29 protein-coding genes are annotated in these 24,542 nt (G+C 48.8%); 16 read left to right on the top strand and 13 right to left on the bottom strand.

The window, feature by feature from the left end; all coding sequences use genetic code 11:
* Positions 1-55: 55 nt before the first annotated feature.
* Entirely contained in the window at positions 56-1,687 is a 1,632-nt protein-coding gene (locus AC5I6P_RS23665; protein WP_495696227.1) for a CHAT domain-containing protein, read from the bottom strand.
* A 97-nt stretch (positions 1,688-1,784) separates the two neighbouring features.
* Complete coding sequence (locus AC5I6P_RS23660; RefSeq protein WP_495696226.1) at positions 1,785-4,109, bottom strand: PP2C family protein-serine/threonine phosphatase; 2,325 nt, start codon at positions 4,107-4,109, stop codon at positions 1,785-1,787.
* 335 nt (positions 4,110-4,444) lie between these two features.
* Between AC5I6P_RS23660 and pedR the strand changes: the two genes are divergently transcribed.
* The 6 genes from pedR to AC5I6P_RS23630 all read left to right on the top strand — a co-directional run bounded on the left by pedR (position 4,445) and on the right by AC5I6P_RS23630 (position 10,498).
* On the top strand, positions 4,445-4,744 hold the full coding sequence (gene pedR, locus AC5I6P_RS23655; protein ID WP_495696225.1) for a photosynthetic electron transport-dependent transcriptional regulator PedR: 300 nt from the start codon (positions 4,445-4,447) through the stop codon (positions 4,742-4,744).
* 76 nt (positions 4,745-4,820) lie between these two features.
* The gene (locus AC5I6P_RS23650) at positions 4,821-5,072 is read left to right on the top strand and encodes a hypothetical protein (protein WP_495696224.1); all 252 of its coding nucleotides are present in this window, start codon (positions 4,821-4,823) and stop codon (positions 5,070-5,072) included.
* Between the two features lie 25 nt (positions 5,073-5,097).
* Complete coding sequence (gene hisS / locus AC5I6P_RS23645) at positions 5,098-6,378, top strand: histidine--tRNA ligase (protein ID WP_495696223.1); 1,281 nt, start codon at positions 5,098-5,100, stop codon at positions 6,376-6,378.
* Positions 6,379-6,664: 286 nt separating this feature from the next.
* Positions 6,665-7,138, top strand: coding sequence for a photosystem I reaction center protein subunit XI (locus tag AC5I6P_RS23640; protein WP_495696222.1), 474 nt, complete (start codon positions 6,665-6,667; stop codon positions 7,136-7,138).
* Between the two features lie 179 nt (positions 7,139-7,317).
* Complete coding sequence (locus AC5I6P_RS23635; RefSeq protein ID WP_495696221.1) at positions 7,318-10,254, top strand: hypothetical protein; 2,937 nt, start codon at positions 7,318-7,320, stop codon at positions 10,252-10,254.
* A 115-nt stretch (positions 10,255-10,369) separates the two neighbouring features.
* The gene (locus tag AC5I6P_RS23630) at positions 10,370-10,498 is read left to right on the top strand and encodes a photosystem I reaction center subunit VIII (RefSeq protein WP_495696220.1); all 129 of its coding nucleotides are present in this window, start codon (positions 10,370-10,372) and stop codon (positions 10,496-10,498) included.
* 91 nt (positions 10,499-10,589) lie between these two features.
* On the opposite strand, the gene AC5I6P_RS23625 is transcribed toward AC5I6P_RS23630, so the two are convergent.
* From AC5I6P_RS23625 to AC5I6P_RS23600, 6 genes are all read right to left on the bottom strand, one after another.
* Positions 10,590-10,709 carry a photosystem II reaction center protein J gene (locus AC5I6P_RS23625; protein WP_495696219.1) on the bottom strand — a complete coding sequence of 40 codons (120 nt, stop codon included), beginning with the start codon at positions 10,707-10,709 and terminating at the stop codon, positions 10,590-10,592.
* Positions 10,710-10,793: 84 nt separating this feature from the next.
* Entirely contained in the window at positions 10,794-10,922 is a 129-nt protein-coding gene (gene psbL, locus AC5I6P_RS23620) for a photosystem II reaction center protein PsbL (protein WP_495696218.1), read from the bottom strand.
* Positions 10,923-10,934: 12 nt separating this feature from the next.
* Entirely contained in the window at positions 10,935-11,069 is a 135-nt protein-coding gene (psbF, locus tag AC5I6P_RS23615; RefSeq protein ID WP_495696217.1) for a cytochrome b559 subunit beta, read from the bottom strand.
* Positions 11,070-11,089: 20 nt separating this feature from the next.
* A complete protein-coding gene (gene psbE / locus AC5I6P_RS23610) occupies positions 11,090-11,356 on the bottom strand; it encodes a cytochrome b559 subunit alpha (RefSeq protein WP_495696216.1) in 267 nt (88 codons plus the stop codon).
* Between the two features lie 161 nt (positions 11,357-11,517).
* Complete coding sequence (locus AC5I6P_RS23605) at positions 11,518-12,525, bottom strand: photosynthesis system II assembly factor Ycf48 (protein ID WP_495696278.1); 1,008 nt, start codon at positions 12,523-12,525, stop codon at positions 11,518-11,520.
* A 75-nt stretch (positions 12,526-12,600) separates the two neighbouring features.
* Positions 12,601-12,936, bottom strand: a complete 336-nt coding sequence (locus AC5I6P_RS23600) for a rubredoxin (RefSeq protein WP_495696215.1) — start codon at positions 12,934-12,936, stop codon at positions 12,601-12,603.
* A 390-nt stretch (positions 12,937-13,326) separates the two neighbouring features.
* Between AC5I6P_RS23600 and ndhC the strand changes: the two genes are divergently transcribed.
* From ndhC to AC5I6P_RS23585, 3 genes are read left to right on the top strand one after another with little or no spacing between them, the layout of a single operon-like run.
* On the top strand, positions 13,327-13,689 hold the full coding sequence (gene ndhC, locus AC5I6P_RS23595; RefSeq protein WP_495696214.1) for a photosynthetic/respiratory NAD(P)H-quinone oxidoreductase subunit C: 363 nt from the start codon (positions 13,327-13,329) through the stop codon (positions 13,687-13,689).
* Complete coding sequence (locus tag AC5I6P_RS23590; protein ID WP_495696213.1) at positions 13,680-14,411, top strand: NADH dehydrogenase subunit K; 732 nt, start codon at positions 13,680-13,682, stop codon at positions 14,409-14,411. The genes ndhC and AC5I6P_RS23590 overlap by 10 nt, the downstream gene beginning before the upstream one ends.
* The gene (locus tag AC5I6P_RS23585) at positions 14,404-14,967 is read left to right on the top strand and encodes an NAD(P)H-quinone oxidoreductase subunit J (protein WP_495696212.1); all 564 of its coding nucleotides are present in this window, start codon (positions 14,404-14,406) and stop codon (positions 14,965-14,967) included. Before AC5I6P_RS23590 ends, AC5I6P_RS23585 begins: the two co-directional genes overlap by 8 nt.
* Positions 14,968-15,428: 461 nt before the next feature.
* On the opposite strand, the gene AC5I6P_RS23580 is transcribed toward AC5I6P_RS23585, so the two are convergent.
* Positions 15,429-15,701 carry a hypothetical protein gene (locus AC5I6P_RS23580; RefSeq protein ID WP_495696211.1) on the bottom strand — a complete coding sequence of 91 codons (273 nt, stop codon included), beginning with the start codon at positions 15,699-15,701 and terminating at the stop codon, positions 15,429-15,431.
* Positions 15,702-16,421: 720 nt separating this feature from the next.
* Between AC5I6P_RS23580 and AC5I6P_RS23575 the strand changes: the two genes are divergently transcribed.
* The 5 genes from AC5I6P_RS23575 to AC5I6P_RS23555 all read left to right on the top strand — a co-directional run bounded on the left by AC5I6P_RS23575 (position 16,422) and on the right by AC5I6P_RS23555 (position 18,596).
* The gene (locus AC5I6P_RS23575; RefSeq protein ID WP_495696210.1) at positions 16,422-16,610 is read left to right on the top strand and encodes a hypothetical protein; all 189 of its coding nucleotides are present in this window, start codon (positions 16,422-16,424) and stop codon (positions 16,608-16,610) included.
* 18 nt (positions 16,611-16,628) lie between these two features.
* The gene (locus AC5I6P_RS23570) at positions 16,629-17,567 is read left to right on the top strand and encodes a restriction endonuclease (protein WP_495696209.1); all 939 of its coding nucleotides are present in this window, start codon (positions 16,629-16,631) and stop codon (positions 17,565-17,567) included.
* 190 nt (positions 17,568-17,757) lie between these two features.
* The gene (locus AC5I6P_RS23565; RefSeq protein ID WP_495696208.1) at positions 17,758-17,925 is read left to right on the top strand and encodes a hypothetical protein; all 168 of its coding nucleotides are present in this window, start codon (positions 17,758-17,760) and stop codon (positions 17,923-17,925) included.
* A 108-nt stretch (positions 17,926-18,033) separates the two neighbouring features.
* Positions 18,034-18,288, top strand: coding sequence for a ribbon-helix-helix domain-containing protein (locus tag AC5I6P_RS23560; RefSeq protein ID WP_495696207.1), 255 nt, complete (start codon positions 18,034-18,036; stop codon positions 18,286-18,288).
* A gap of 8 nt (positions 18,289-18,296) precedes the next feature.
* Positions 18,297-18,596, top strand: coding sequence for a type II toxin-antitoxin system RelE/ParE family toxin (locus tag AC5I6P_RS23555; protein WP_495696206.1), 300 nt, complete (start codon positions 18,297-18,299; stop codon positions 18,594-18,596).
* A gap of 509 nt (positions 18,597-19,105) precedes the next feature.
* Here the strand turns inward: AC5I6P_RS23555 and AC5I6P_RS23550 are convergent.
* Complete coding sequence (locus AC5I6P_RS23550) at positions 19,106-20,791, bottom strand: right-handed parallel beta-helix repeat-containing protein (protein ID WP_495696205.1); 1,686 nt, start codon at positions 20,789-20,791, stop codon at positions 19,106-19,108.
* Positions 20,792-21,042: 251 nt separating this feature from the next.
* Positions 21,043-21,180 carry a hypothetical protein gene (locus AC5I6P_RS23545; RefSeq protein ID WP_495696204.1) on the bottom strand — a complete coding sequence of 46 codons (138 nt, stop codon included), beginning with the start codon at positions 21,178-21,180 and terminating at the stop codon, positions 21,043-21,045.
* Positions 21,181-21,293: 113 nt separating this feature from the next.
* On the opposite strand from AC5I6P_RS23545, the gene AC5I6P_RS23540 reads away from it, so the two are divergent.
* A complete protein-coding gene (locus AC5I6P_RS23540; RefSeq protein ID WP_495696203.1) occupies positions 21,294-21,389 on the top strand; it encodes a ribbon-helix-helix domain-containing protein in 96 nt (31 codons plus the stop codon).
* Positions 21,390-21,493: 104 nt separating this feature from the next.
* Here AC5I6P_RS23540 and AC5I6P_RS23535 read toward each other — a convergent pair whose 3' ends face one another.
* A complete protein-coding gene (locus AC5I6P_RS23535) occupies positions 21,494-22,321 on the bottom strand; it encodes an aldo/keto reductase (RefSeq protein WP_495696202.1) in 828 nt (275 codons plus the stop codon).
* A gap of 255 nt (positions 22,322-22,576) precedes the next feature.
* Between AC5I6P_RS23535 and AC5I6P_RS23530 the strand changes: the two genes are divergently transcribed.
* Positions 22,577-23,182, top strand: a complete 606-nt coding sequence (locus AC5I6P_RS23530) for a DUF922 domain-containing protein (RefSeq protein ID WP_495696201.1) — start codon at positions 22,577-22,579, stop codon at positions 23,180-23,182.
* 17 nt (positions 23,183-23,199) lie between these two features.
* On the opposite strand, the gene AC5I6P_RS23525 is transcribed toward AC5I6P_RS23530, so the two are convergent.
* A complete protein-coding gene (locus AC5I6P_RS23525) occupies positions 23,200-24,456 on the bottom strand; it encodes a hypothetical protein (protein ID WP_495696200.1) in 1,257 nt (418 codons plus the stop codon).
* Between the last annotated feature and the right edge of the window lie 86 nt (positions 24,457-24,542).

Here is a 24,542-nt window from a genome sequence, read left to right as displayed (position 1 = left end):
CTACAATTTCCGTTAAATCACGCAATGATGGGACAGTTTCTGCAACGTCCTCCTCTCAGATCGCCTCTGACAGCATAACTGAAAATTCTAAGACAGAATTCTGAGAACCCCCGAATTTTAGTTGCGCTCCGGGCTGCAACGACACCTCCTGATGGTGGACTTTCTGCCAGTCGCCGGCAACCGTGACCCACGTTCCGTACCGAGAAAAATCTCGCAGAAAATAGGTAGGTTGATGAGCGCCTTCTGCCACGCTGCGATAGAAAATTTCTGCATGTTTGCGCGAGACGCCTGGTTCGCTTGAAAGAACAACGTCGTTTTCAGCACTCATGCCGACTCGCATCAAGCCACCTCGAATCTGCCATACTCTGGAAGTTTCCAGCGATCGCAGGGCGGCGATCGGCGTGGGTTGCCCAAGCTGACTAGGAGTGCGCGGAATTTGAGTTAAGCTTTCATCCGATGGCTTGATCAATTCCCCGTCAAACTCAGGGTGCATGTAGAGGACAGGCAATGTCCAGGCTTGATGATTAAACCGAAACAAGGTCAGTAAATGTTGCCGCGCCACGGCGACTGCTTGATCGATCGGCATTCGCTGAGCCAAGGCTTGAGCGAGAACTTCGATAAAGCTCAACGCTTCTTCATCCGTAATCGAATCGCGCATCGCTAAAACAGCCGGAACCCCGTGATGCAGCAACACTTCTGCCAAACTACTCCGAGGAATCACCTGATAGCCTTGCTGATCGGGTTGTGCGCCCCAACAGGCATTAAACACGGCTAATTTGACTTGACAGCGCGTGAGGACCTGCGCTAGTTCCGTTCCATTCATCGGCATGTCAGGACGCAAGAACAGCATCCCGCCATCTGGTGCGGGGACTCCGTGCCCTGCATAAAACAGGACGTTGTACCGCTTGGCTTCTAATACTTCAATCAATTCTGCGGGCGTCGGTTGTAATAGGGTATCGACCCGACAGGGTGCCATCCGCCGTCCATCCCCACCCTTTGGATTTAAGATCCGAGTCAGCGCGATCGCTTCTTGCTCTAGCCGCAACCGGTTTAGATCAGCCTTCTGAATTCCTTCTAGCGCACTAGAATTAGGCTGCGCTCCCGGAGCCGCGTCTTGGCCCAACACCAGCAGAATATTCAAGCTTTGCTCAGAGCGCAAGGCAGGCAGCGCATCTACGTCACTGGTCGTGCGACTGAAGAGAAGCTGCTGGCTCAGGGACACCGCTTGCTTGCCCGCATCGCTCTGCATAATCTCCCACGGAATTTCAATCAAGGCGGGATCGCGGACATCGATCCGGATTCGCAGGGGTTTACCTTGCCCAATCGCGATTCCCTGGCTTTGATCGAGGCTACTCTGAATCGGCCCATCAAATAGCCAATGCCATAGCCCAACTCCTAGCGTCTGCATCAACCGCCCGCCCCGAGAAACGGGCTGTCCTAGAGGGGATTCAATTAGAACGGGGGGACGGGCTTGCGACACGTGAGGCACATCCGGCAAGCCCCGCGCCGAAAATAGCTCTTGCCATGCCCACCAAAGCTGTGCCAGTTCATCTGACCAGATCGAGTCGTGCAGCACATATCCTGCTCGATAGGGCGCTTGGATAACATGAATGGCAAAGTGCGGCGCTTGGGTTGCCCGCAATCGTCCGATCGCTAAACTTAAGCAGGGAATGTCCAACACAGCCATTAATTCACTACAAATACTCAAACATGATGCTTCCCAAACTCAATCTTAAAGGCTAGACCTGTTAGAAACGAACTCTTCGTTCGGTTTCTGTCATTCGTTAGCGATTTGGCTGAGGAGATTGCCGTGGCGTATCCGTGGGCGAAGGAGTTGAACTCGTTGTTGAACTCGCTGGACTAGAGGTTGTAGTTGGACTCGGAGTTAGGCTTGGAGTCAGGCTTGGAGAACCAGGAGTACACGCTCCTAACTGATTGGGCTGGAGGCTAAGGTCTTGGTTGATAAAGGGCGCGATCGCGCTTTCCTGCTGCCATCCAGTTTGTCCTGGAATGGCAAATCCACTATCAGGCGGAACCGAACACACTTTCAGCCCAACCCAAGTTTGGCCCTGGACGGTTCGCTGTCCTACCACCTGAAGAACACTGCCTGAAGGAATTTGTCCCACAATCTGTTGAGGCGAGAGGTTGATCGGCTGTTCAGGATTCCGTAAGAGCGGTAGTTTCGGGCTCGCCGCATCCCGTTCGAGTTGCAGCAGCGATCCCGTTGATAATTTGACGCTAGGAGACGGGGAGGGATCAGGGGCAACTGCTGTAGGTGTCGAGGGAGTGGCTAATGGGGGCGTTGGGATTACGGCTCGGCGTAGCTCTGGAATCAGCAGAAGTGCTAAGAGTCCGCCGAGTCCGAGCAATCCGAGAAAGGTAAAGATTGGGGCAAGCCACCGCCCCGATCTAGACGCGTTAGACGGCACAACAATTTGTGTTTTTAGACGGGACGGATTGCTGGTCGCCTTGCTAGGAGGCGTCTGGGGAGGAACTGCCGATTGAGCCGTAGATAAGATAGGAGCATCGCCACGTTCTTGGCTAACTTGAAACCGCATGAGAGCGATCGTCACGTTATCGTGGCCATTTCGAGTGTTGGCAATCTCGACTAATCGGCGGGCAGCAGTTCCTAAATCTGCTTTGCCATCTAAAAGCGGCGCAATTTCGGTCTGCCAGCATTCCTCGATGCGATCGTTGTCGCTCAACCCATCGGAACACAGCAGAAACACACAGTCTTCGTCTATGACAAATCGCTGCACAGTGGGATGAAGATACGTTGAACTACCCATTCCCAACGCTTGCACTAGAGAGCCAGAGGCGGGATGCTGGAGCGCTTCACGGTACAGGGTATAGCCAAGCCGCACTTCCCGCGAGGCTACGTCATCATCAAGCGTGACTTGATAGCACTCGGTGCGAGTGATGCGGTAGGCGCGGCTATCTCCCACATGGGCAAGGTAGAGTTGATGGGCAGAGGCTAAACCCATGACCACGGTTGTCCCCATGCGCTGGCGCTCTTGCCGTCGTTCTAAGTCATTTTGCTGACTGATGCTGTTGTTGGCAGCACAGACCGCTTCATCTAACATATGGGATACGCTGGCGGCGTCCATAGAATGGGAAGCATTTTTCTGGACTTCTTCAGCGATCGTTGCGATCGCGATTCCTGACGCAACTTCTCCGCCTTCATGTCCGCCAATTCCGTCACACACAATTACTAAAGGGAACGGCGCGGCCTCGGTTGACGTGACAAAATTCGTGCCTTGGGGGGGATAGCAAGCGTCTTCGTTGGTCTGGCGGCTTGGCCCTTGATCGGTATCGGTGGCGATGTGAACTTGGCGATGCTGCCCGGTTGCATGGGTTGCCAACGCTTGATCGAGAATGGCAACCAAATGTTCTGGGGCTGTGATCTGCTCGTCAATCAAGTTTCGGCAGAGGTCGCTCAGAAACTCTGCGATCGCACTGTTAGATCGGGGTTGCCACTCTGCCCAGAGGTGTCCCAACTGAACGAGCGTAGGCGGCTGGCGATCATGGGCGAGTTCTAGCGATCGCACTAACGCACCATCAACTCGCAGCAATTCTGGAACAAGTAGGGTCGAGGCAACCTTCTCTGAACTCATCGGTTGCCAAAGCTGAGCAATTTGCCACAGCCAATTCAATTGACGCAACGCAGAACTGGATGGCCATTGACTAGCGAGATCTGGCATCAGCATTCCGCTCAAGTCTTGACCTTGGCTAGACCTAGCTCCGCTTGAATAGATGGGGGCTTGCTCTAAAAGCAAAACAGCCATGTCTTCTGACTCAACAAAGCCGTAAATTTGAGGAATATGAATACGGTAAGGGAAAAGCCGCAAATAAGCTTCGAGACTCGGCGTAATATCTGTCGGTGCCTCTGGGATCAAACCAGGCGTTGTGTCTAGCAGAATTCTCTGACTTTTCAAAATATAGCGGTTGGCAACCCTATCGCCCGGACGAAGCGTTTCCAAACCAACACCTACGGCCCAGAGATATCGCTTTGGCAGAGGCGTTTGGCAGTTTGAGCAGATCTGACTGCTCTCTGCATTGGGCATCTGACACAAGTAGTTAGGACACTGAATAGGTGAATCGTTTTGCATTGAGACTTACGCACTGACTAGAAAGGCGCACTGACTGGGAAGGTGGAAAAGGGCAATGCGGATTAGCTTAACATTCCACCGAAAACAGCAATTGCCACCCTTCTATGTTATCCCGCGTAGGTTATTCCACTTAATTTCTACTTGACGCCAGGCTGAACCTGCTGGAGGAATACTGGCGTCAACGCTGCGTCCATGAAGAACATATCGACCGATTAATATCGACCGATATAGACTGACCAACATCGACAGGATAAATGACTAGGTATTTGCGCTTTCCCCAGATCCACCTAGAATTGAGAGGGGAATAAGTAGATATACACAGCAGGATAATGGATATGGCAGAAAATGAGTCTAAAGTTTCATCCTCTCAGGCTCAGTCGCCATTGTCAGAACGGGAACTCCAGGTCATTGAACTCGTGGCGTCGGGGTTCACGAATCTAGAGATTGCTGAAAAGTTGGAAATTAGCAAGCGAACGGTAGACAACCATATCAGCAATATCCTGACCAAAACGGGAACCGATAACCGTGTGGCGTTAGTACGCTGGGCGCTGCAATGGGGCAAAGTGTGTATTGATGAAGTGAACTGCTGCACCCTGCCGCCATACAAGGCTAATGAGGACAGAGCCTCGTCTTAGAAGAGCTTGAGTTCAAGGAATTGAGTTCAATAGTGGGGTCTTCCCCAATATAGCGATCGTACACGAGGTGCAAACGTTGAAATATTCCATCCGAAATGCTCGGCTTCCTTTGGCAGTTTACCGAGAGATTGCGGCTCATCTCTCTCAACTGGAGGGCGTGAAGACCGATTTGACGCCAGAAACTTCTAAATCCTTTGACTACACGGCAAGCCAAATTGATCGCTTAGAGATTCAACTTGCTGATCCCGCCCAGGCAGAGGAGAAAGTTGAACAAATTTTGGCGTACTATAGCGATCGCTTTGGTGCGTGGGAACGCCAGTCAACCTAAATATTATTGAAATTTCAAAAGCGCAATGGCTTCAATTCAAGCAATTCGAGGAACGCGGGACATTTTGCCTGGTGAGATTGGCGACTGGCAAACGATCGAATCGGTGGCTCGAACGATTCTAGGCTGTGCCGCTTATCAGGAAATTCGCACGCCTCTGTTCGAGCAGACCGACTTATTTGAGCGGGGCATTGGCGAAGCAACGGATGTGGTCGGCAAGGAAATGTACACCTTTAAAGATCGCGGCGATCGCTCTCTTACCTTACGCCCCGAAGGAACGGCAGGCGTTGTGCGATCGTATGTTGAACATGGACTCCATGCCCAAGGCGGGGTGCAGCGATTGTGGTACACCGGAGCCATGTTTCGCTACGAACGTCCCCAAGCCGGACGGCAGCGCCAGTTTCATCAGTTGGGCGTAGAAGTATTGGGCAGCAGCGATGTGCGAGCGGATGCCGAAGTCATTGCGATCGCTAACCAAATTCTTCAAACGATTGGCTTAAAAAACCTCTCGCTGCAACTGAACTCGATTGGCGACGCGAGCGATCGCAGCAACTACCGGGAAGCCCTCGTCGCTTATCTGGCGCCCTTTCAAGACCAGCTTGATCCCGATTCGCAGCACCGTTTGAGCCACAATCCGCTCAGAATTCTAGATAGCAAAGACGCTAACACCCAAGCCATTCTCGATAAAGCACCCAGCATCTTGGAGTATCTCAGCCCTGATTCGCAGAAACGGTTTGAGCAAATCCAAGCTCTCTTAAATGATTTGGGCATTCCGTCCACGATTAATGCTCGCCTTGTGCGCGGCTTAGATTACTACACGCATACCGTTTTTGAGATTCAGTCAGAGGACTTGGGCGCACAAGCAACAGTTTGTGCAGGCGGGCGCTATGACGGGCTGGTGAGCCAGTTAGGCGGACCCGAGACGCCAGCCGTTGGATGGGCAATGGGGCTAGAACGCTTGGTCATTCTTTTGCAGCAGCTTCAAGCCCAAAAACTACCGTCGGTTGACTTTTATATCGTTTCTAGGGGCGAGGCGGCAGAAGCCCAAGCCCTAAAGCTCGCACAAGCCCTTCGCCAAAGCGGATTCAAAACTGAATTGGATCTCAGTGGCAGCGCCTTTGGTAAGCAATTTAAACGTGCCGATCGCAGTGGAGCCGCCGCGTGTTTAATTCTAGGTGATGCAGAAGCCGAGGCTGCAACTGTGCAACTGAAATGGCTGAAGAGCGGTGAACAAAGCGCGATCGCCCAAACAGAGTTGCTGAGCAATCTTGATCAGCTAAGGCAGCAGCTTACCCACGCAACAGCATAAGTAGAGCCTAAAGAATTGCATTTCCCGTCCTGCAAAAATCACCAATTTTTTGGGTTCACCTACTTAACTTAAAGGCATCGCGTTGATGAAATGGCGACGAACTAATTCAGAGCAACCGTTAGTTGATCGATGAGTGGATTGTAACGATTCGATTAATCTTCTACTTCATCCGTTGTGACAGAGTGAACTTTTCTAAAGACTTTGTTATGGTTTCCACCTTTTTCTCCTTAGAATAAATCTCGAATTCTTTTTGTTCTTTTCAGAATTATTAGGAACTATTAAAAATATGACTGAACAAGTCGTGAAGCCTTACCAGGGAGATCCCTTTGTAGGAAATCTCTCCACACCCATCAACGATTCTTCGTTCACCCGTGCGTTTATTGGCAACTTGCCAGCTTACCGCAAAGGTCTCTCGCCTCTGCTGCGCGGTCTAGAAATTGGCATGGCACACGGCTATTTCCTCGTCGGACCTTGGACAGTCTTCGGACCCTTGCGCGATTCCGAGGAGGCGGCTTTAGGCGGATTGATCGCGGCCGTTGCCCTCATCCTGATCGCGACGCTTTGCCTCTCGTCCTATGGATTGGCCACCTTTCAGAATGACGACGACAACTCCTCCAAAAATTCGCTTCAGACCTCAGAAGGGTGGAGCCAATTTGCGGGTGGATTCTTTATTGGGGCAGTCGGCGGTGCGTTTGTGGCTTACTTGCTGTTAACCAATCTTCCGATTCTTGACTCTATTATGCGCGGCGGCTTCAACTAAACAAGTTGTGCGACGCTCAGTCACTTCAATCTTGCTGTTTGAGTCTGATTTTCAACAATCAGGCTCTTTTTCATGGTCTTTATCTCCGGGAGTTAGAGGTAACTTTCATAATCCGTAGTCAAATCGTCGAACTTGGTCTACTCTTAGAACTACAAATTTCGGTGGGAAGCTCCTTAGCCATGCCTGAGACAGCAGAATGGGAATTTCTGTTACAGCAAGAAGGCGATCGCTCGTGGTTGCCGCTCGAATCGCCAGATGTGGAGATTTTGGAAGGTCGATATCGGATCATGGCGCGATCGCAGCGTCAGAATGCGACGGTGGACATTCAGATTGCTCATGAAGATTTCGACGACGATCCACCGAAGCGGCGCACCCAGAAGCGGACAAATCGAACCAACCAAAATGGCTTGCTAGTTGTGATTCCATACACCACGCTGAAGCCAGGAGCCTGGGAAATTGTTTGCTCTAATAGCGATCTAGTGACCGATTTGTTAGGCAATAGCTCAAAGCACACGGTTAAGCTCCACGTTCTGAGTCGCGAATCGGATACGTTGGATGACTGGGATTCAGATTGGCAAATTTCTGCTGCCCAATCAACTGATGCAAATGCTGCTTCTAGCATCGCATCGACTTCTAGCGAAATAACAGCGCACTCTAACAAAGAGAGTTCATCCTCCTCAGAAGAAACTGCCGAGTTTAAACCGTTGCCGTCTTTAGAAGACATCGTTGAGCTCGAACCACTGCCTGTTTCAGAATCCGACACAGTAGAGCTAAGCGATGCCATTCCTCCGATAATCCCTGAACCCGAAGTTTCCGAAATTAATGACTCTGAAACTAATGACTCTGAAACTAATGTCTCTGAACTTGATGTCTCCGAAGCCGAAGTCTCTGAACTTGATGTCTCCCCATCTGAAATAGCTGAAAGCTCTCCACCATCGGCATCAGATGATATTGCTGAGATAGAAAGATTGCTTTCTTCAGGCGTGGACAACCTAGCTCCTATCTCAAACGCTGAAGATTCGTTCTTACTGGCTTCAACAGAACTCGTTGAGCGATCGCACGATACCGATGAACTTGCTCTAGAGTCCAACGCAGATCCGCTAGTTGCTTTAGAAGAACTGGCTGAAGTTGAACAATTGCTTGCCTTTGAGACCGACGAGATAACTGAAACCAATGCGATAACGGTATCGGGTAAAGAACGGTCTCTGGCGCTAAGGGAGACGGCTCCAATTGAGGAAAAAGATTTTCTGGCGATCGACCCTCAAGAAGACGCTGATCCTTTGGTTGAACATTGGCTTGAGCAGGCTGAGCAGATGTCCCAACAGATTGCCGATGAGGTACTGCAAGAATACGGGTTGTCGCCCGATGACCTGACAATCAGCAGCGAATTCCCAGACATCCCGCTCACCAACATTCCCTCTCTTCCTCCCTTACAGATTGAACTCACGCAAAGCACTTACATTGCTCGTCGCGGCGAAACCCTAGTTTTAACTGGGCAGATTACAGCCACCGAGGAGGTTGCAGGCGATGTGCCAATGTTAGCCTCCGCTCTGCTAAATGTCGTGCTGCGTGATCCTCAAAGTGGCGAAACGCTGCTAGAAACTCAAGCAGCAATTGCGAGTCAGGCTTTGCCTGCCGATCTGACCTATCACCTCACTCTACCTTCTGAGTTGACGACTCAACTGGTCTTGGGCGAGGTGACGCTCTACGATATGACTCCCGACGAAGAGAGTGAGTCGTTCGGACTGATGCGGAGCGCCAACCGAATTTTGGCCAGTCAGCCTTTTACCCTCACAGCAGACGCCGCAGATTTACTAGACGCGATCGCAAAGCAAGCGGCCTCTAACCTCGCAGCGCAGGAATCGGAAGCGACACGACAGGCAGAAGCATCTGAACAGCATCGTCTAGCGGCGGAGACTACCACACCTCCCATCGCGCAACCTGCTCCTCTTGATCTCGCCTTTCTCAGCATGGTTGAACCCGTGCGATCGATGCAGTTCAAGAGTTTAGCGGCCACTATTAAAGAATCTTTGCCCCCCCAACTTTTTACGGCATCTACTGATGCAAAGCGCAAACGGTTAGACTTACCCGATTTCTCATCCCCTAAAACAACCGATTCAAACGCGCAGAATCCGTTTGCTGTAGAAGAGTTTGAGTTCGGTTATCCTGACGTAGAGCAACTCAACTTATTTGATTCGCCGGAGCCAACCATAGACTTAACGGCCTTAAAAGCAGCCGAGGCAGATTCAGAATCCGAAGAATTTGTACCGCTTCAAGAGGTTTCAGAGCAGATTTCACTAGATGAAGCCGGTCAAGGCGATGCGCCTCAGCCGCCGGAAACAACGCTCATTCAATCTACCTTTCAGGCTTTGAATATTCAGGATCGGTTTCTCGATCGCCTCAATTCGCTCGCCTCTGATTCAACTTCTTCAACTGAGCTAACGTCATTAGACCTAACGTCATTAAACAGTGAGGAATCGGCATTATTTCCGAGTACCTCTGACACATCGAAAGCTTTGGAGCCAGACAGAGCAGGTTCCGAAGATCTGCCCTCAGCACCACCCGTTCTATTTGAAGATCGCAACTTCAGATCATTTCCCGAAGCGGCTCCGACCGATGAGTTGTCCAGCGATGAAATCGTTGTCGATAGCGAACCGATCTTACCCCTGGCTGAATTAACGCTGTCCTTCGCTCAAAAGCCCTCTTTAGTAGAGCTGCATCCGGCCAACAATCCATTTCTGCTTCCTGAGGATCAGCCTGTCCCAGTGCCCGTTTTAGAGGCGATTGAAACTGAGTTAATCGGAGGGCAACCCTTCTCTGTGCGGGTAACGCTTCCCGATATCTTGCCTAAAATCTATGTCAAGCTTTGGATTCACGATCGCCAGAGCCGCGTTCTGCTCAACAGTCCTCGCTGGGTGTCAGAATTCACACCCAACGGGCTTGAAGCGGTAGAAGCGATCGCTCAACTCACCGTCCCGTTGGGCAGCGTCGAAATTGAAGTGAGTGCGATCGCTATTGAAATGACCACGAACCGCGAAAGCCACAAAGCCTCCCTCGATCTTTCCGTGACTCCCCCTGACTTTGCTGACTTGACCTTAGACGAGGTAGAAGACTAGAGGTTTGGTAGATTTAGGGATGAATGTTAAGAATTCTAAGAACTCCACTCCTCTGTCACCCTTCACAGGTAAATTCACAATTGGAATCATTTCATCACTAATAGGAAGTTTTCTTATGACAGGTTCATACGCAGCCTCATATCTGCCCTGGATTTTGATTCCTGTAGTGACCTGGCTATTGCCAGTCGTCGTTATGGGACTTCTGTTTCTTTACATCGAGCGCGAAGACCCCACAGGCATCTAAGTTCTAATCTCAAGCTTGTGAAATGCAAAACCGCCTTACTGCTCTAGCAAGGCGGTTTCTTGTATTAAAACCTAACTTAACGAAGCTTCTCTTACATGGAAGAGCCAATCCCTGCGTAAGAACCGTAGAAAAACAGCCCCATAATTCCGATAACGCCCAAGCCCGCAACTGTTGCTACAAGCCAAAGGGGAACCCGTCCGTTATTGATCATTTCTCCTCCTAACAAGCAAGATCGTAAATAAATCTGACGTCAATAAACCTAATCCAGGCAAGCTGGACTGAAACCATTCTCTCACTAGTTAAAGAAGTAACTAGAGAAAAGAATTCCAACCGTGAAAATGAGTAGCAGACCCAAATACAACGATGTCCGGTTGAGTTCAACAGGTTGTTTGTTGGGGTTGGGAGAGCCTTTGATGCCAGCCATTGTACTATTCTCCTAACGTTGGATAAATTGCATTGCCGCGATCGCGCCGATAAAGAAAATAGCGGGCACAGCTAACGTGTGAACCGCGATCCAGCGGACCGTAAAAATGGGATAAGAAATGGGTTGATTCGGATTTCCGCTCGTCATTGCTTTGCTCTTCTTTTAAACTACTTACTGCTACGAACTTGAGATGTGAATTGATCGACCTGCTGCTTCGCTTGCTGACGATTGCTAACGATGGGAGCCGATTCTTGACGTGCCATCGGATAGTATTCGTTTGGACGAGGAGTACCAAACACGTCGTAAGCTAACCCCGTGCTGACAAATAACCAGCCAGCAACAAATAATGCTGGAATTGTGATGCTATGAATAATCCAATAGCGAACACTCGTAATAATGTCACCGAATGGACGCTCACCAGTAGTACCAGCCATTTAGATTCCTCCGCAAACAACATTGAAAGCTGTAATAACTATCATACGGGACTTCAGAAGACCTCACAAGCAAGGTTTTTGAATTTAGGTTTTTCTCGCCCATTCCCGATGATTCAGGTGTCAGAAAACAAGCCTATTCTCGGTCGAGATTTCTATCTCAATTACGCGGCATTAGACACACCTTGATATTTTAGTAACGTACCACGCTGACCTAACACATAACCCCGGTTGGCGTCAAAGAAAACGATCTTATAGAGGTTAGCTGGAACGTCTTCAATTTCGCGGTCTTTCTGCCAGGTTTGTCCGCCGTCGAAGCTGGCAAGTAAGTTACCGCTACCGCCGACAATCCAGAGTTCTTCAGGCGTCCGATACGCGAGATCCAACATTCCCCAACTGGTCGAGAATTCAGGATTTTGAGGGTCTAGCCAATCTTCTGGATCAGGAGATGCGGTGAATTGAAGCTGTCCGCCTCGAGCTAACATCCACAGCCGCCCATCTTGAGTAAAGCCCATACTCTGCAAGCGACGAGAGCTATTTCGGTTGTAGGGATGCCATTCGGTGTCGCCGGGTTGCCAGACCGAGTAGAAGTTACCACGGGCCGAGACGGCCACGTATTTTCCGTCTTGCGATCGCTTGAGCGTCCGAACGACTCCAAAGGCGTCAGAAACAAGAGCTTTCCAATTCTTACCGCCATCCGTGGTGCGATAGAGCGCGCCAATATCCGTAGACATCTCCGCTATCTTGTCTCCAAGTGCCGCAACCTGATCAGGTGCGCCCGGAAGCTTTTCGCTCAGTGCCACTCGTGCCCATGATTGACCTCCATCAGTGGTGTGCAGCAAGAGGGAGGGCTGACCTGCAATCCAGCCTTCGTCACCGGAGAAACTGACCGATGCGAATCGATATTTCTGCTCTCCCAAGTCCAGCACTTTCTGCTGCCATGTTTTGCCGCCATCGGTTGTTTCTAGCAACGCCGAATTCGTCCCGACAATCCAGCCGTGCTGTGGATTAGCAGTGAAGCTAATTCCCAACATATTTTCTTGCAACGGCAACTCAATCACTTGCCACGGATTGACGCTCAAGGCGGGCAAAAATGCTTGGCAGCCTGTCGTCAGCAAGACAACTGCTACTAAGATGACAATTTGTTTCCAAGCTTTCACAATCCGGTGCATCACTTTACTTAATCTCTGTCCATTTAGAGGGTTTACAAGGTTTTGTACGAGCATGAATACGAACGTCTAGAAGCCCTACTGGATCCCATACATGCCGAGAAACAAGAGGAATGCTAGGACAAGACCCCCAAAAATGAGAATGTTTTTCTGTCCTGGGGTGAGAGTATTGACACCAAGACCGTAGTTCAAATTCTCTTTAAATCCGGATGGCGCACCTACCGGGCCAATACTGGCAAATCTTGACTTTGGCGCACCGCAAACCGGGCATTTCCAGTCAGCGGGCAAATCTTCAAACGCCGTTCCAGGAGCAATTCTGCGCCGATCGTCACCTTTGATAGGCTCGTAGTCGTACCCACAGGCAGCACATTCGTAGCGATCGAGAGTCTTTGGATCAACAGCTTCGGTACTCATAAAAGAAACTTAGGTGTAGGGGATAACTCTGCCAACCTTAAAATCTCCGTTACATATTATGACATTAGCTGGATTACTCTTCGCAGTATTCTACAAATCTCTACCAGCAGATCGATGAGACGCACGAAGTTTTCGCGTCAACGGTCAATTAAGCTAATTTCTGTAATAAATCTTATCAAGATTCTGATTTTCCATAGCCTGATCTCAATAGACAGCATCTATAAAGAAGTGGCGTCAATTTAAGGAAAATCAGGGTTTGGCCGCATCGGAGTGAGGAGTAGCGACCTATAATGAACTGTGAAGCATCATTAACGTAACGATCTTCAACGCTGTGGTTTGAAGTAAATCATGGTCTGAAATCTATGTTTTGAAGTAGAGGCAGCGACTTACGTGTTTGTTTTAAGCGGCTACGAGTATCTTTTGGGCTTCCTGCTGGTTTGTAGTTTGGTTCCGATTTTGGCACTAGTGGCATCGAAGCTAGTCCGCCCCAGTCGGCGTGGGCCTGAACGGAGAACTACTTATGAGTCTGGCATGGAGCCGATTGGAGGCGCATGGATTCAGTTCAACATTCGCTATTACATGTTTGCTCTGATCTTTGTAATCTTCGATGTTGAGACTGTCTTTCTATATCCTTGGGCTGTCGCGTTTAGCCGCTTGGGGTTACTCGCGTTTATCGAAGCCCTCATCTTTATTGGAATTCTTGTTGTTGGTCTCGTCTACGCTTGGCGCAAAGGAGCGTTGGAATGGTCATGAATCCTGAAATGGCGACTGAAAATACAGAGTCGCTGATAAATCCGATTGAGCGTCCTGCTGTGACGCAAGAATTGTCTGAGAATGTTGTTCTAACCACCGTAGACGATCTCTATAACTGGTCGCGGATGTCGAGCCTTTGGCCGTTGCTGTTTGGGACGGCTTGCTGCTTTATTGAGTTTGCGGCGTTGATTGGGTCGCGCTTTGACTTTGATCGCTTTGGACTGGTTCCGCGATCGAGTCCTCGGCAGGCTGACTTGATTATCACGGCAGGCACGATCAACATGAAGATGGCTCCAGCATTGGTGCGTCTGTATGAGCAGATGCCGGAACCAAAGTATGTGATCGCGATGGGTGCTTGCACGATTACGGGTGGGATGTTTAGCGCTGATTCTACGACAGCCGTTCGAGGAGTGGATAAACTCATTCCGGTTGATGTTTATTTACCGGGATGCCCGCCTCGTCCTGAAGCGATCATTGATGCCATCATTAAGCTGCGGAAGAAGATCTCGAACGAATCGATTCAAGAACGTGGGGCAACGCGGCAAACGCATCGCTACTACAGCACAACGCACAATATGAAACCGGCAGAAGCAATTCATGACGGAAAGTATCTCCAAGTTGAAAGCCGGATAGCTCCGACTCGCGAGTTGGCTGAAGCGATGGGTCTACCGATTCCGGTGGCTTTGAAAGAAGCAGAGAAGGAGGGTCGCGATCGTGTCTGAAGAAGAAATTAAATCCTCTGAGGCAGAAGCTAAACCTGAAGCAAAAGCCAAACCTGCTCCGGAAGCCGCTCCGATCGTAGAAGCAGGCAAATCATCGAAGTGGCTCACTGAACAGGGATTCGATCATGAATTCTTGGGCAGAGATGCAAGTGGCGTTGAGATGATTAAGGTAGAACCTGATCTGCTCATTCCGTTCTGTATGGCGTTACAAGCAGATGGCTTCAACTATCTCCAGTGCCAAGGCGGTTACGATATGGGGCCTGGTGCAGATTTAGTGAGCTTTTATCACCTGACTAGATGCAGCGATGATGCTGATCGTCCTGATGAGGTGCGGCTCAAAGTCTTTCTCCCGCGCGAAAATCCTAGAGTGCCTTCGGTGTTTTGGATTTGGAAGGCGGCGGACTGGCAAGAGCGCGAGACGTTTGATATGTACGGCATTATCTATGAAGGGCATCCAAACTTAAAGCGGTTGCTGATGCCGGAAGATTGGGTGGGCTATCCGCTTCGGAAAGACTACATCTCGCAAGACTTCTACGAACTGCAAGACGCTTACTAGATTGAACTCTTTTAACGTGAAGACTCTCCTCAGTTCTTGAGGGGAGTTTTTTGTGAGGATGCGATCGCGCGGAGCTTTGCAAGGGAGATTGCGATCGATAAGAAAAGTAGAAACTTTAGTTCAATACCTTTCTATTTAGGTTATCGATCAACGAAGATTAAGAACAGATCAATGTTGTTTTGTTCTTGATCTTTGTTGATTAAGAACAAAACAACGTTGATTGATAACGTAAATAGAAACTTTAGTTCAATACCTTTCTAGGTTTCTTATCGATCAACGAAGATCAAGAACAGATCAATGTTGATCAAGAACAGATCAACATTGATCGATAACGTAAATAGAAACTTTAGTTTAATGCGCTTCTACTTTTCTTATCGATCAATGTTGCTTAAGAACAGATCAACATTGGTTAATTACAAACTAAAGCAAAATGGCTATCTCTCACGCCATTGCTCTACGTCTCATAACGTCGATCGCCGTTGATGCCGTGTGAGAATGCTCATCATTTCATCGGCGTTACCAGTCGGCAAGAGCGGACTCCAATCTCCAGCTTCGGCAAAGCCGCGTCGATGTAAGGTATGAATCGTTTCAGTCACACCTGTAGACGTGCCAACCACAATGACTCTTAGGCGTTCTTGTCCAGTGAGGGGCGGAGGAGACGTGACGACTGCTTGCAGTGCAGTTTCATGGGTTGGCTGAGGTTCGACAAATGAGCGATGCAACGTTCTATTCATGATGGATTCTCCAAGGTTGAGTTCAGTAACCGCAAGATTCTGAACCCAAAAAGTTAGCCACCCCACACGACACACGAAGCAGGGTGGCTGAGGAGAATGGTAAAATCCATCCTTAGCCTACCGAACTGCTTAACCCAGTTTGGCGGGTTAGCTGCTCAAGGTTGTTGGCGCAACTTTGAGTAGCGACTAAATTTTTGGGTGAGTCACGGAAGCGACTTAATTTGTGAGAGTAGAAGATTTTCCGATGTTCGTCAAGTAGGGCATTGGGGATTAGAGGGGTGCGATTGGCTCTGCCAAGCTCCGAAGGATCGTCTTCTAGAAGGGGTTTTCCTTAATAAATCCTCAATCAATAAGTCAACCTGTAAGTATCAAGGAACCCAGCATCAAATCTGGTTTAGGGATTGACAATAAAGGTTTGTTGAAGGGACGAAAATGCTCTTTATCTTTGAAGACGTTATCTGAACAGTTCGCTGTATAACATGCTGCCTAGGGATGTTATTCGAATCTGCGTCTGTCTATTCCTCTAATTTGAGAGATAGACAGATTAGAGTAGGGAAGACGTCTAACTATTATTTAGACCGCTCATCCGTTGGCAGTCCTGTCCACTTTTGGGTGGGTGCTGGAGTCGTGTTTGTATTGTGATAGAGGACAGGTAAGTATCTAGCGCATTGGTATCATGGCAATATACTGTCCAAAGGAAACCTCTGAAAATTCGTTTGTATGGAAATCTATATATCAAAATATTCAAATGAATTTGGCGATGAGTGGATTTTTGAGTTTGATTACAGTGTTCTGGCTGGAACTTTAACTGGTTCAGATATTGATTGGACAGTACATCAAGTATTAGATGGCAAAGTACCTGAACTCAATCTCTATCAGGATGAGAAGCAATGGTTAAAGTCAGTTTAGAGAGAAGCAATTAAACCAGTGCCTAAAGCTTTTCGGCATATTATGTCTCTTACAGTGCATGATGGACGATCATTTACACCTAATGAGCTTCGTAATTGGTTATCAAACCCTATACATGCCGGGATTGGACCTTTTAGTAGACTTATTGATGTCGAGTTGGAAACTTTTGAACAGACTGACCACCTCTGTAGTGATTCAGAATGGATAAAGATTCAGAAAAAGCTTATTGAGGAGGATGGAATTCGTATTTCTCTTCTCCGCATTAGAGGAACTTTGCGCGAGACTCTTGGATTTAGAGTTGAAGAGATTTCTTATGAAGGATGGCTTGAAGAAGCAATTCGTACGGTTGAGGCAAATGGTACTGATTCCTTCTTTAAGAATCTTCTCGCTACTTTACGTCCAGTCCAAACTCCACTTCAGCTAGGGAGTACCCAAGTATATTTTCAAGATATTACCCAAGAATTATTAAGTACTCTGATTCGTGATCCTCAAGAAATTTATCGGATTTCGCCAGATATTTTTGAACAAATTATTTGTGAACGGCTAGACAAAATGGGTTTTGAAGTTAAGAGAGTTGGTGGACATACATATCATAAAGACGGAGGTATCGATATTGTTGCTTGGTCAAGAATTTCGTCTTTTCCATATTTGATGGCAATTCAAGCAAAGCATCATCGAACACCAAAGAAAAAGACTGGCCCTAAAGATGTTAGAGATCTTTATGGAGTAATTCAGCAGCACCCATTTAACATAGGTGTATTAGTTACCAATACTACTTTTACCCCTGATGCAAAATGGTTTGCCCAAAGTAGTAAAAATCTATTGCGTCTTAAAGACATCCATAATATCCAAGATTGGTTACAAGGAAGGTATCTAGAAAAATTTGAGCTGCGAGATGTGCCAAGTGAAATTGAAGTATGTCCAGGGGTGAAGATAGAAATTCCAAAGTTTATGTGAGGAGTAAATTTCTTGCTCTCCACTAATTCTTCAGGCTGTTTTAAGAATGCGGGCGCGGTCTAACAATTCGACTGGAGCGGACTGACAAACGCCCTTAGTGGAGATGCAAAGTTTACTTACCGCTCAGCCGAGCCGTTAGGCTTTGCTACTCAATTTTAAGTTTCACCGCGATCGTCCTGTCAAACTCTGAGTGATCGCCTCTGTTAAACTTCACTGCGCTTACTTCAGCCAAGTTTCAATGCGATCGCCTTTGCTAAACTTGACAGCGTTTCCTTCGGAGTTGCGCTCTGCGCTAATCGCCGCTGTTAAGTGTCAAAGCGACTGGCTGTCCCAAACCCCGGAGCGATCGCGCCACTAACACCCATGATTAACAAGTGCGTCAACAGGCAGCAAACTAGATCAAGCAAGAGAAAACAGAATAAGCCTTCCAGCTTAAACTAGTAGATACCTTGAATGCAAAACTCTCATGAGCATTAGTCTCACTCCCGACCAAGAACGTCTAATTCAAACCAAACTTCAGTCTGGCAAATATCGCTCCGCAGAAGAAGTGCTTGAAATTGCCTTGCGCTTACTCGACCAATACGATCGTGCCGATGGCGAATGGGTTGAGGACGTGCGAGCAAAAATTGATGCCGCGATCGAAGCTTCAACGCATACCCCCCCAATAGATGGTGAAACGTTCGTAAACCAAATTTTGGAGCGGTTTCAGCAAGCGCATTAAGCATAGATATGAATCGTTACGTCATTAACAGTCTCGCTAGCCGAGATCTGAACGACATCGCTGACTACTTTGCTGAGAACAGTCTCGCAGCAGGTGAGCGCTTTTTTCGAGACTTCAACCGCAGATGCCAACAACTTGTTGCATTTCCCAGTAGTGGCAAGAGCTATGCATTTATTCGTCCCGATCTACGAGGGCTATCCCTAGAAGGCTATGTTATCTTTTACAGAATTCTGGATGATGGTATTGAAATTCTGCGTGTTGTAAGCGGTCGTCGTAACTTTCCGTCACTCTTTGAAGAATCTAACTAAAATACATTGTTGCACTGCCTTCAGCGATGGTTTCAGCCTTATTAGGTGTAGCAATCTCTTGAGCGATTTCGAGAGCAATAGCGATCGCTCTACCCAACTTCTGCGGAACTCGAAAGCGATCGCTTCTGCCAAGCTCCGAAGGATCGCCTTCTAGAACGGGTTTTCCTCAATAAATAAGTCAACCTTTGAGTAGCAAGGAACCCAGCATCAAATCTGGTTTAGGGATTAACAATAAAGGTTTGTTGAAGAGACGAAAATGCTCTTTATCTTTGAGGATCTTATCTGAACAGTTCGCTGTATAACCTGCTGCATCGGGGTGTTACACAGATCTTCCTCTGCCTGATCCTCTCTTTTGAGAAGATATACAGACGCTCAATCCAGCTAGCGTCCTGATCGGAGCATTATGTAACTTTAGTCAACGGGCTCCTGTACCAAGCCAATGCAATGTTGAGGAATTCAGGCAGACGTTTAGGAGTGAGGCCTCTAGTGCAAATGTTCAATTTGCCTGCCTACTGAGCCGCTCCTACTGAAGGCAATAATCGGTTTACAGAGCGTCTGAAGAAATCCCTACCTGAAGGAGCGAGATTGAAGGCTGATAGATTCAGCCCCGCAGAACGGGCAAGAGAGTTTGGTGCCAAGGAATAGTAGGGAGACAAAAGGGAGAAGTCTCTGTTTCTTACTGTCAACGCTTGGGAAGGATTGAGCAGTAGAGGGTCTGTGTTGGCTCCAGTAGCAGCGCCAGAATGCAACTCTTTGCTGATCGCTCGCCATGCTCTGAGCGATCGGTAGGTTGTTCCGTTCCAATGAACTCTAAAGGTCCCGTCAGTATTCCAATAATAGTTGCCGTAAAAGTTCACGCTGGAGAACGGCTGATCGGCGGACACTAATAACATTGGAGATCGAGCCAAAAAGATGTTATTGGCAAAGAACACGTTACTAATTGAACCACCTTGTACTTTAACTACCTGAGCTGCCCCCTGGTCCGTGATGACGGTATTGTGAAGAAAATATGCATTTTGTACACCGAATGGATTACGGCTATCTGACCAGACTGATATCCCTGCACTTGATCGGCTTCCGTCGTATGCCGAAATGTTATATCTAAACGTCAAGTTTTTTAACGGTGCTGCATTGGCATACTGTGCGATCAAAAAACCAGGTCCCTCGTTATGGTGCGAATAGTTGAATTGCACAATACTGTTAACGGAACCGCCATCTAAATTAAAGCCGCCGCCATCCGCAACTGCCTTACCTCGGCTGTTATGATGCGACTCATTAAATTGCATCAAAACATCCTTACAATCGTAGGCCCAAAGCCCCACTGGTCCGCCAGATGGACCGTTAGAAAGGCTTCCGTTACCGAAGGACTCGTTATGCTCCATCACCAAGCCTTCAACTTGTCCAAAGACAGCGCCGTTTCCTGAAAAGGTTGTCGTCTTTGTCGGTATGCCTTTGTTATCGTAAACTCGGGACCGGGACAAGACAAAGTTGGAATGAGGCCAAGCAGTTCGCACAGCTGCTTTGGCGGGTGCGTACCCGTAGGACATAATTCCTGCATCCCCATTGTCATGGGCTTCGATTTCGGTAAGCGTAACGTTAGCGAATCCTGCATAAGGAGACGCTTCATTCCATGAACCAATGGCGATTCCATTCGCTCCGAATTGGGATACCTCCACCCGCTCTATTTTGATGTAAGGAAGTTTAGTATTGCTTGCAAGATCCGTGTAGAAGCTGATGCCATTGGTCCGCAGAGTATAATTCGCATCTCCTCGGATGGTCAAATCACGAATCTCAAAACCCGCTGTGTTATACGCATAAATTCCATCGCTTTTTGATGCAACGATTGTTGCACGACCCTTACCGTAACTTCCGACTCGAATGGGTTGAGCTGGACTTCCTCGGTCGGCACGATCAAAATAAATACTTCCAGGAAAGACCATTCCGCCTTCAAAGAAGAGGCAACTGCCCTTGTTGAAAGTGACTTTATTGACCTTAGCGATCGATCGCCAGGCATTCTGAATAGAAAGCCCAGATGCATTATCGTTACCAGTACTACTCACGTAATAGGCAGTAACACACGCCTTGGCAGGTGCGCTGATCAGTGTCGTCTGGTTCGGTGTTTGAGCAAGAACAGGCACAGCGATGGCAATCACAAACGCCAACACAATCGCCATGACGCGAATGCGATTTCTCATTCCGCTTCTCCAAAATCAGACAGGTTTAGATCCTCGCAGAGGTGATCCGTGAACTGGGACTATGCTAAAGCTTCTCAGATATCAACATTGTCAACAGTCAGATGAATCGTTTGAGGAACAGTGTAATTATTGCAAGTTGCTTCCTGAGTCGCAAGCTAACATTGCATTGGTGCGGACGGAACAGAGGCTATCGGTAGGAGGTCAAGAATGACCTGCCGCACGATTTTTCCGTTAGGCTTTGCTACTCAATTTTAAGTTTCACCGCGATCGCCTTTGCTAAACTCGAAAGCGTTTCCTTCGGAGTTGCGCTCTGCGCTAATCGCTCTATCCAACTTCAACGCGTTTCCTTCGGAGTTGCGCTCTGCGCTATCGCCTCTGTTAAGTTTCAAAGCGATTGGCTGTCCTAAACCCTGGCGCAATCAGGCAGCAAACTTGATCAAGCAAAGAAAACAGAATAAGCCTTCAGGCTTAAACTAGTAGATACCTTGAATGCACAACTTTCATGAGCATTAGTCTCACTCCCGACCAAGAACGTCTAATTCAAACCAAACTTCAGTCTGGCAAATATCGCTCCGCAGAAGAAGTGCTTGAATTCTAGACTACACTATTTCCGATTAAGTCTATTAGTCAGAGCAGAGCTGGGGGTTTACCTGATTAGATCAAAGGTCTGAACCTCGATGTAAGCATCGTGGAGCAACCCAACTACAGCATCTCTAGAGGTTGCGATCGTGCAGGCGGCGGAAATGCTTCATCCAACGCAGCCAAATCAGCTTGGCTCAACGTGATATCTAACGCAGCATAATTCTCTTGAATGCGATCGCGCCGACTCGATTTTGGAATGACCACGACATTCTCTTGATGCAGGAGCCACGAGATCGCAACCTGAGCAGGAGTAACATTTAATCGAGAAATCGCACCCAATGCTTTGTTCTTCAATAATCGACCTTGCTCAATCGGGGAATACGCCATTACAGGAATGCCTTGCTGCCGACACCACGGCAACACATCCCACTCAATTCCACGTCGGCTGAGATTGTACAAAACTTGATCGGTTGCGGTGAGGTTGTGGTCGAACTGGCGAGCCTCTACTAAATCGTCTTGGTCAAAATTGCTCACGCCAAAGTCGCGAATCTTTCCAGATTGTCGAAGTTCGAGTAAGGCTTCAAAGGTTTCTGAGAGCGGGACGGAGCCGCGCCAATGTAGCAGGTAAAGATCCAAGTAATCGGTTTTGAGGCGTTTGAGGCTACGATCGCACGCTTGAATCGTTCCGCGTCGCGTCGCATTGTGCGGATAAACTTTGCTGACCAAGAAGAGGCGCGATCTCTGCCCTTTGATCGCCTCTGCCACCACCTCTTCTGCTCCACCTTCACCATACATTTCAGCGGTATCAATCAGCGTCATGCCTAAGTCGATCCCAAATTTCAAGGCATCGATTTCTTGAGAGCGCTGTTTCGTGCGTTCTCCCATACCCCACGTTCCCTGACCGAGAACAGGCATTGTTGCGCCAGATGGAAGAGGGAGCGATCGCATAGTTTATCTCCAGATTGCGCCTGAGTTAACGATAGAAGGAGTAGCCATCCACTACCTCTAACTCTTGCAGGATTTGCTTGACTCTATTTTTCTGGCTCTTAATCGACGCTGACTTTGGCAAGAAACTAGCACAATATTGCGACCTATTCCGCAGTCTGCCCCACAGTAGTTTGACGTACGACCTCGGCTCAGTCGAAGAATTGTGGTTTAAGTGTGCTTTGATAGAGCAATCCACGACTAACCGCAGCAGTACTCATGTCTACTCAGTCTGTGACGACAATTGTTCTTTGCCTAACCCCAGCTTTCCTTTGTTTCGGAGCAATGGCGCGGGCAGACGATGCAGACTTAGTGGTGTCAGCGCCGACCAAAGCCCCTTACGTGATTAAAGGGTCGACTGCCGCTGAGTTGCGATCGCAAATGAATCAGCTCGGCCCATTCAGTGCCAAGGAAAATCGTCGCTTTGATGCCAAAACTGATTCTAAACCCTTCGCCAATTTCACATTTGGCGGCAAGAAAGGCAAAAGCTGCAAGTTCAAAACCGTGAAAGTTACGGTTACAACGCAGTTTACTGTGCCGCAGTGGACTCCTCCTGCGGGTGCTGATCCAGCCCTAGTTTCCAAATGGACAGCTTATTTGGCAAAGGTGCAGACCCACGAGGATGGTCATCAGCAGTTAAGCATTGATGCAGGCAAAGATTTGCTGGCAAAACTCAAAGCGCTACCGGAAGCGACTTCTTGCCCAGCGTTGTTAGAGTCAGCCAAGAAAGTGCAGCAGCAAGCCCAGGCGACATTGGATGCGAACCACGAAAAGTATGACACCAGCACAAAGCATGGCGAAACTCAGGGCGCAAAGTTCCCTTAAGGGCTAACTTTGGAGGGCTAACTTTGGGGTAACCCTTGAGGCGGTGATTGAGGTCCGGTGAAACCTTCGCCATTGAGTTGCAAGGTGCCAGAGCCGCTTTCGTCCTCATCTTCCTTTTTGTCTGGCTTGGGAGGCTGAGGCGACGTAGAGAGCGGTTGAATGCCTGCGTTTTGGGGATCGGCAACGAGGTTTGTGAGGTTGACTGGCACTGGGGAAGCGGCGGACTGAGCGCTCACTATTCCTTGACTAGAAGCAATCTGGACAGGAGCCGTACTCGCGCTACCAGAAGCGGGAACAACGCGCACTTGCAGCTCAGCAGGCGTACTGTAGTTGCCTTGTGTAATCATCCGGGCATAGACGCGATCGCTGACGCGGCTCCAGGGCGTGTTGCCCGATGTAGCACGGACATTCTGGGTCACGAGCGCACGAGATAGCGATTCGTAGTTATTACCGTAACGCAGCAGTGTCTCGCGGGTTTGCTTCAGCGTCACAACGGTTCTGCCAACGTCACCCAAACGGTTAAGGCTAGAATCCATCGACGGCAAGCCAGGAACCGTGCTGGAGAGTTGGCTCCAACTAGCATCAATTTGTTCTAAAAAGCTACGTCTGAGGCGCGGCTTGAAGTCTGGCAGTACAAGATCGACGATCGCTCGAAGTTCTGGGGTCATTTCCTCATACTTCATGCCCGCCTGCAAATTCCATGAGAGCACTTGCAGTTGCGGATGAGGCAGGTTTAACCCAACTGTGCGAGAGTTGAGCGCCACAATCACATCCGCCATTTTGCCCTTCAGTGGAGCCAGCAAATACCGATGTCCGGGCGGGCTAGACGCCGCATGTTTCATGCAAAACACGTTTACTGGAATGGCATAGTCACCCGGAGCCAGCAGAACAGTACCGTCGCGGCTAGTGCGAATTTGCTGCCCGATGGGACGCAGATCGCCAGTGGCGCGAAAGGGTCTACCTGGAAGGGTAGCCACCGTAGGAAAAAGAGCTTGGGCACTTGAGACGATCGGGGCTTCTGTTTGTAAGGTTCGTCCCATTGCTTGTGTGATCTGGTCTGCGATCGCGCCCTTAATGATCCCTTCAACGGCGGGGACTCCTGGAATTCCAATGCTGGGGAGCCTGATGTTGAATTGCGCCAGTTTTAGCCCAGAAATAGGTGTCGAGCCGGAAGCAGGCGAGGCAGCAGCCCTAAATTGAGTCGAGCCGAATAAGATGAAGCCACAGCTTAGTAGAGACGCCCAGCGGCAGGTTTGGTGTATTTTTAGACGCATGGGTTGACCTCAATCACTATCACTCCAGTATCAGCATAGTCAAGGCAGCAACTTTTTTGACATTTGTTTTCTAGGATAATCTTCAG

It is taken from the genome of Myxacorys sp. (genome assembly GCF_059501405.1).
Note: the sequence above shows the minus strand (reverse complement) of the source record. Positions and strands in the feature narration are given on the sequence as shown.

Excerpts from the sequence above, each read along its gene's own strand:
- AC5I6P_RS23665 (WP_495696227.1), bottom strand. The coding sequence starts at position 1,687 with ATGGCTGTGTTGGACATTCCCTGCTTAAGTTTAGCGATCGGACGATTG.
- AC5I6P_RS23660 (WP_495696226.1), bottom strand. The coding sequence starts at position 4,109 with ATGCAAAACGATTCACCTATTCAGTGTCCTAACTACTTGTGTCAGATG.
- pedR (WP_495696225.1), top strand. The coding sequence starts at position 4,445 with ATGGCAGAAAATGAGTCTAAAGTTTCATCCTCTCAGGCTCAGTCGCCA.
- hisS (WP_495696223.1), top strand. The coding sequence starts at position 5,098 with ATGGCTTCAATTCAAGCAATTCGAGGAACGCGGGACATTTTGCCTGGT.
- AC5I6P_RS23640 (WP_495696222.1), top strand. The coding sequence starts at position 6,665 with ATGACTGAACAAGTCGTGAAGCCTTACCAGGGAGATCCCTTTGTAGGA.
- AC5I6P_RS23635 (WP_495696221.1), top strand. The coding sequence starts at position 7,318 with ATGCCTGAGACAGCAGAATGGGAATTTCTGTTACAGCAAGAAGGCGAT.
- AC5I6P_RS23630 (WP_495696220.1), top strand. The coding sequence starts at position 10,370 with ATGACAGGTTCATACGCAGCCTCATATCTGCCCTGGATTTTGATTCCT.
- AC5I6P_RS23625 (WP_495696219.1), bottom strand. The coding sequence starts at position 10,709 with ATGATCAATAACGGACGGGTTCCCCTTTGGCTTGTAGCAACAGTTGCG.
- psbL (WP_495696218.1), bottom strand. The coding sequence starts at position 10,922 with ATGGCTGGCATCAAAGGCTCTCCCAACCCCAACAAACAACCTGTTGAA.
- psbF (WP_495696217.1), bottom strand. The coding sequence starts at position 11,069 with ATGACGAGCGGAAATCCGAATCAACCCATTTCTTATCCCATTTTTACG.
- psbE (WP_495696216.1), bottom strand. The coding sequence starts at position 11,356 with ATGGCTGGTACTACTGGTGAGCGTCCATTCGGTGACATTATTACGAGT.
- AC5I6P_RS23605 (WP_495696278.1), bottom strand. The coding sequence starts at position 12,525 with ATGCACCGGATTGTGAAAGCTTGGAAACAAATTGTCATCTTAGTAGCA.
- AC5I6P_RS23600 (WP_495696215.1), bottom strand. The coding sequence starts at position 12,936 with ATGAGTACCGAAGCTGTTGATCCAAAGACTCTCGATCGCTACGAATGT.
- AC5I6P_RS23590 (WP_495696213.1), top strand. The coding sequence starts at position 13,680 with ATGGTCATGAATCCTGAAATGGCGACTGAAAATACAGAGTCGCTGATA.
- AC5I6P_RS23580 (WP_495696211.1), bottom strand. The coding sequence starts at position 15,701 with ATGAATAGAACGTTGCATCGCTCATTTGTCGAACCTCAGCCAACCCAT.
- AC5I6P_RS23575 (WP_495696210.1), top strand. The coding sequence starts at position 16,422 with ATGGAAATCTATATATCAAAATATTCAAATGAATTTGGCGATGAGTGG.
- AC5I6P_RS23560 (WP_495696207.1), top strand. The coding sequence starts at position 18,034 with ATGAGCATTAGTCTCACTCCCGACCAAGAACGTCTAATTCAAACCAAA.
- AC5I6P_RS23555 (WP_495696206.1), top strand. The coding sequence starts at position 18,297 with ATGAATCGTTACGTCATTAACAGTCTCGCTAGCCGAGATCTGAACGAC.
- AC5I6P_RS23550 (WP_495696205.1), bottom strand. The coding sequence starts at position 20,791 with ATGAGAAATCGCATTCGCGTCATGGCGATTGTGTTGGCGTTTGTGATT.
- AC5I6P_RS23540 (WP_495696203.1), top strand. The coding sequence starts at position 21,294 with ATGAGCATTAGTCTCACTCCCGACCAAGAACGTCTAATTCAAACCAAA.
- AC5I6P_RS23535 (WP_495696202.1), bottom strand. The coding sequence starts at position 22,321 with ATGCGATCGCTCCCTCTTCCATCTGGCGCAACAATGCCTGTTCTCGGT.
- AC5I6P_RS23530 (WP_495696201.1), top strand. The coding sequence starts at position 22,577 with ATGTCTACTCAGTCTGTGACGACAATTGTTCTTTGCCTAACCCCAGCT.
- AC5I6P_RS23525 (WP_495696200.1), bottom strand. The coding sequence starts at position 24,456 with ATGCGTCTAAAAATACACCAAACCTGCCGCTGGGCGTCTCTACTAAGC.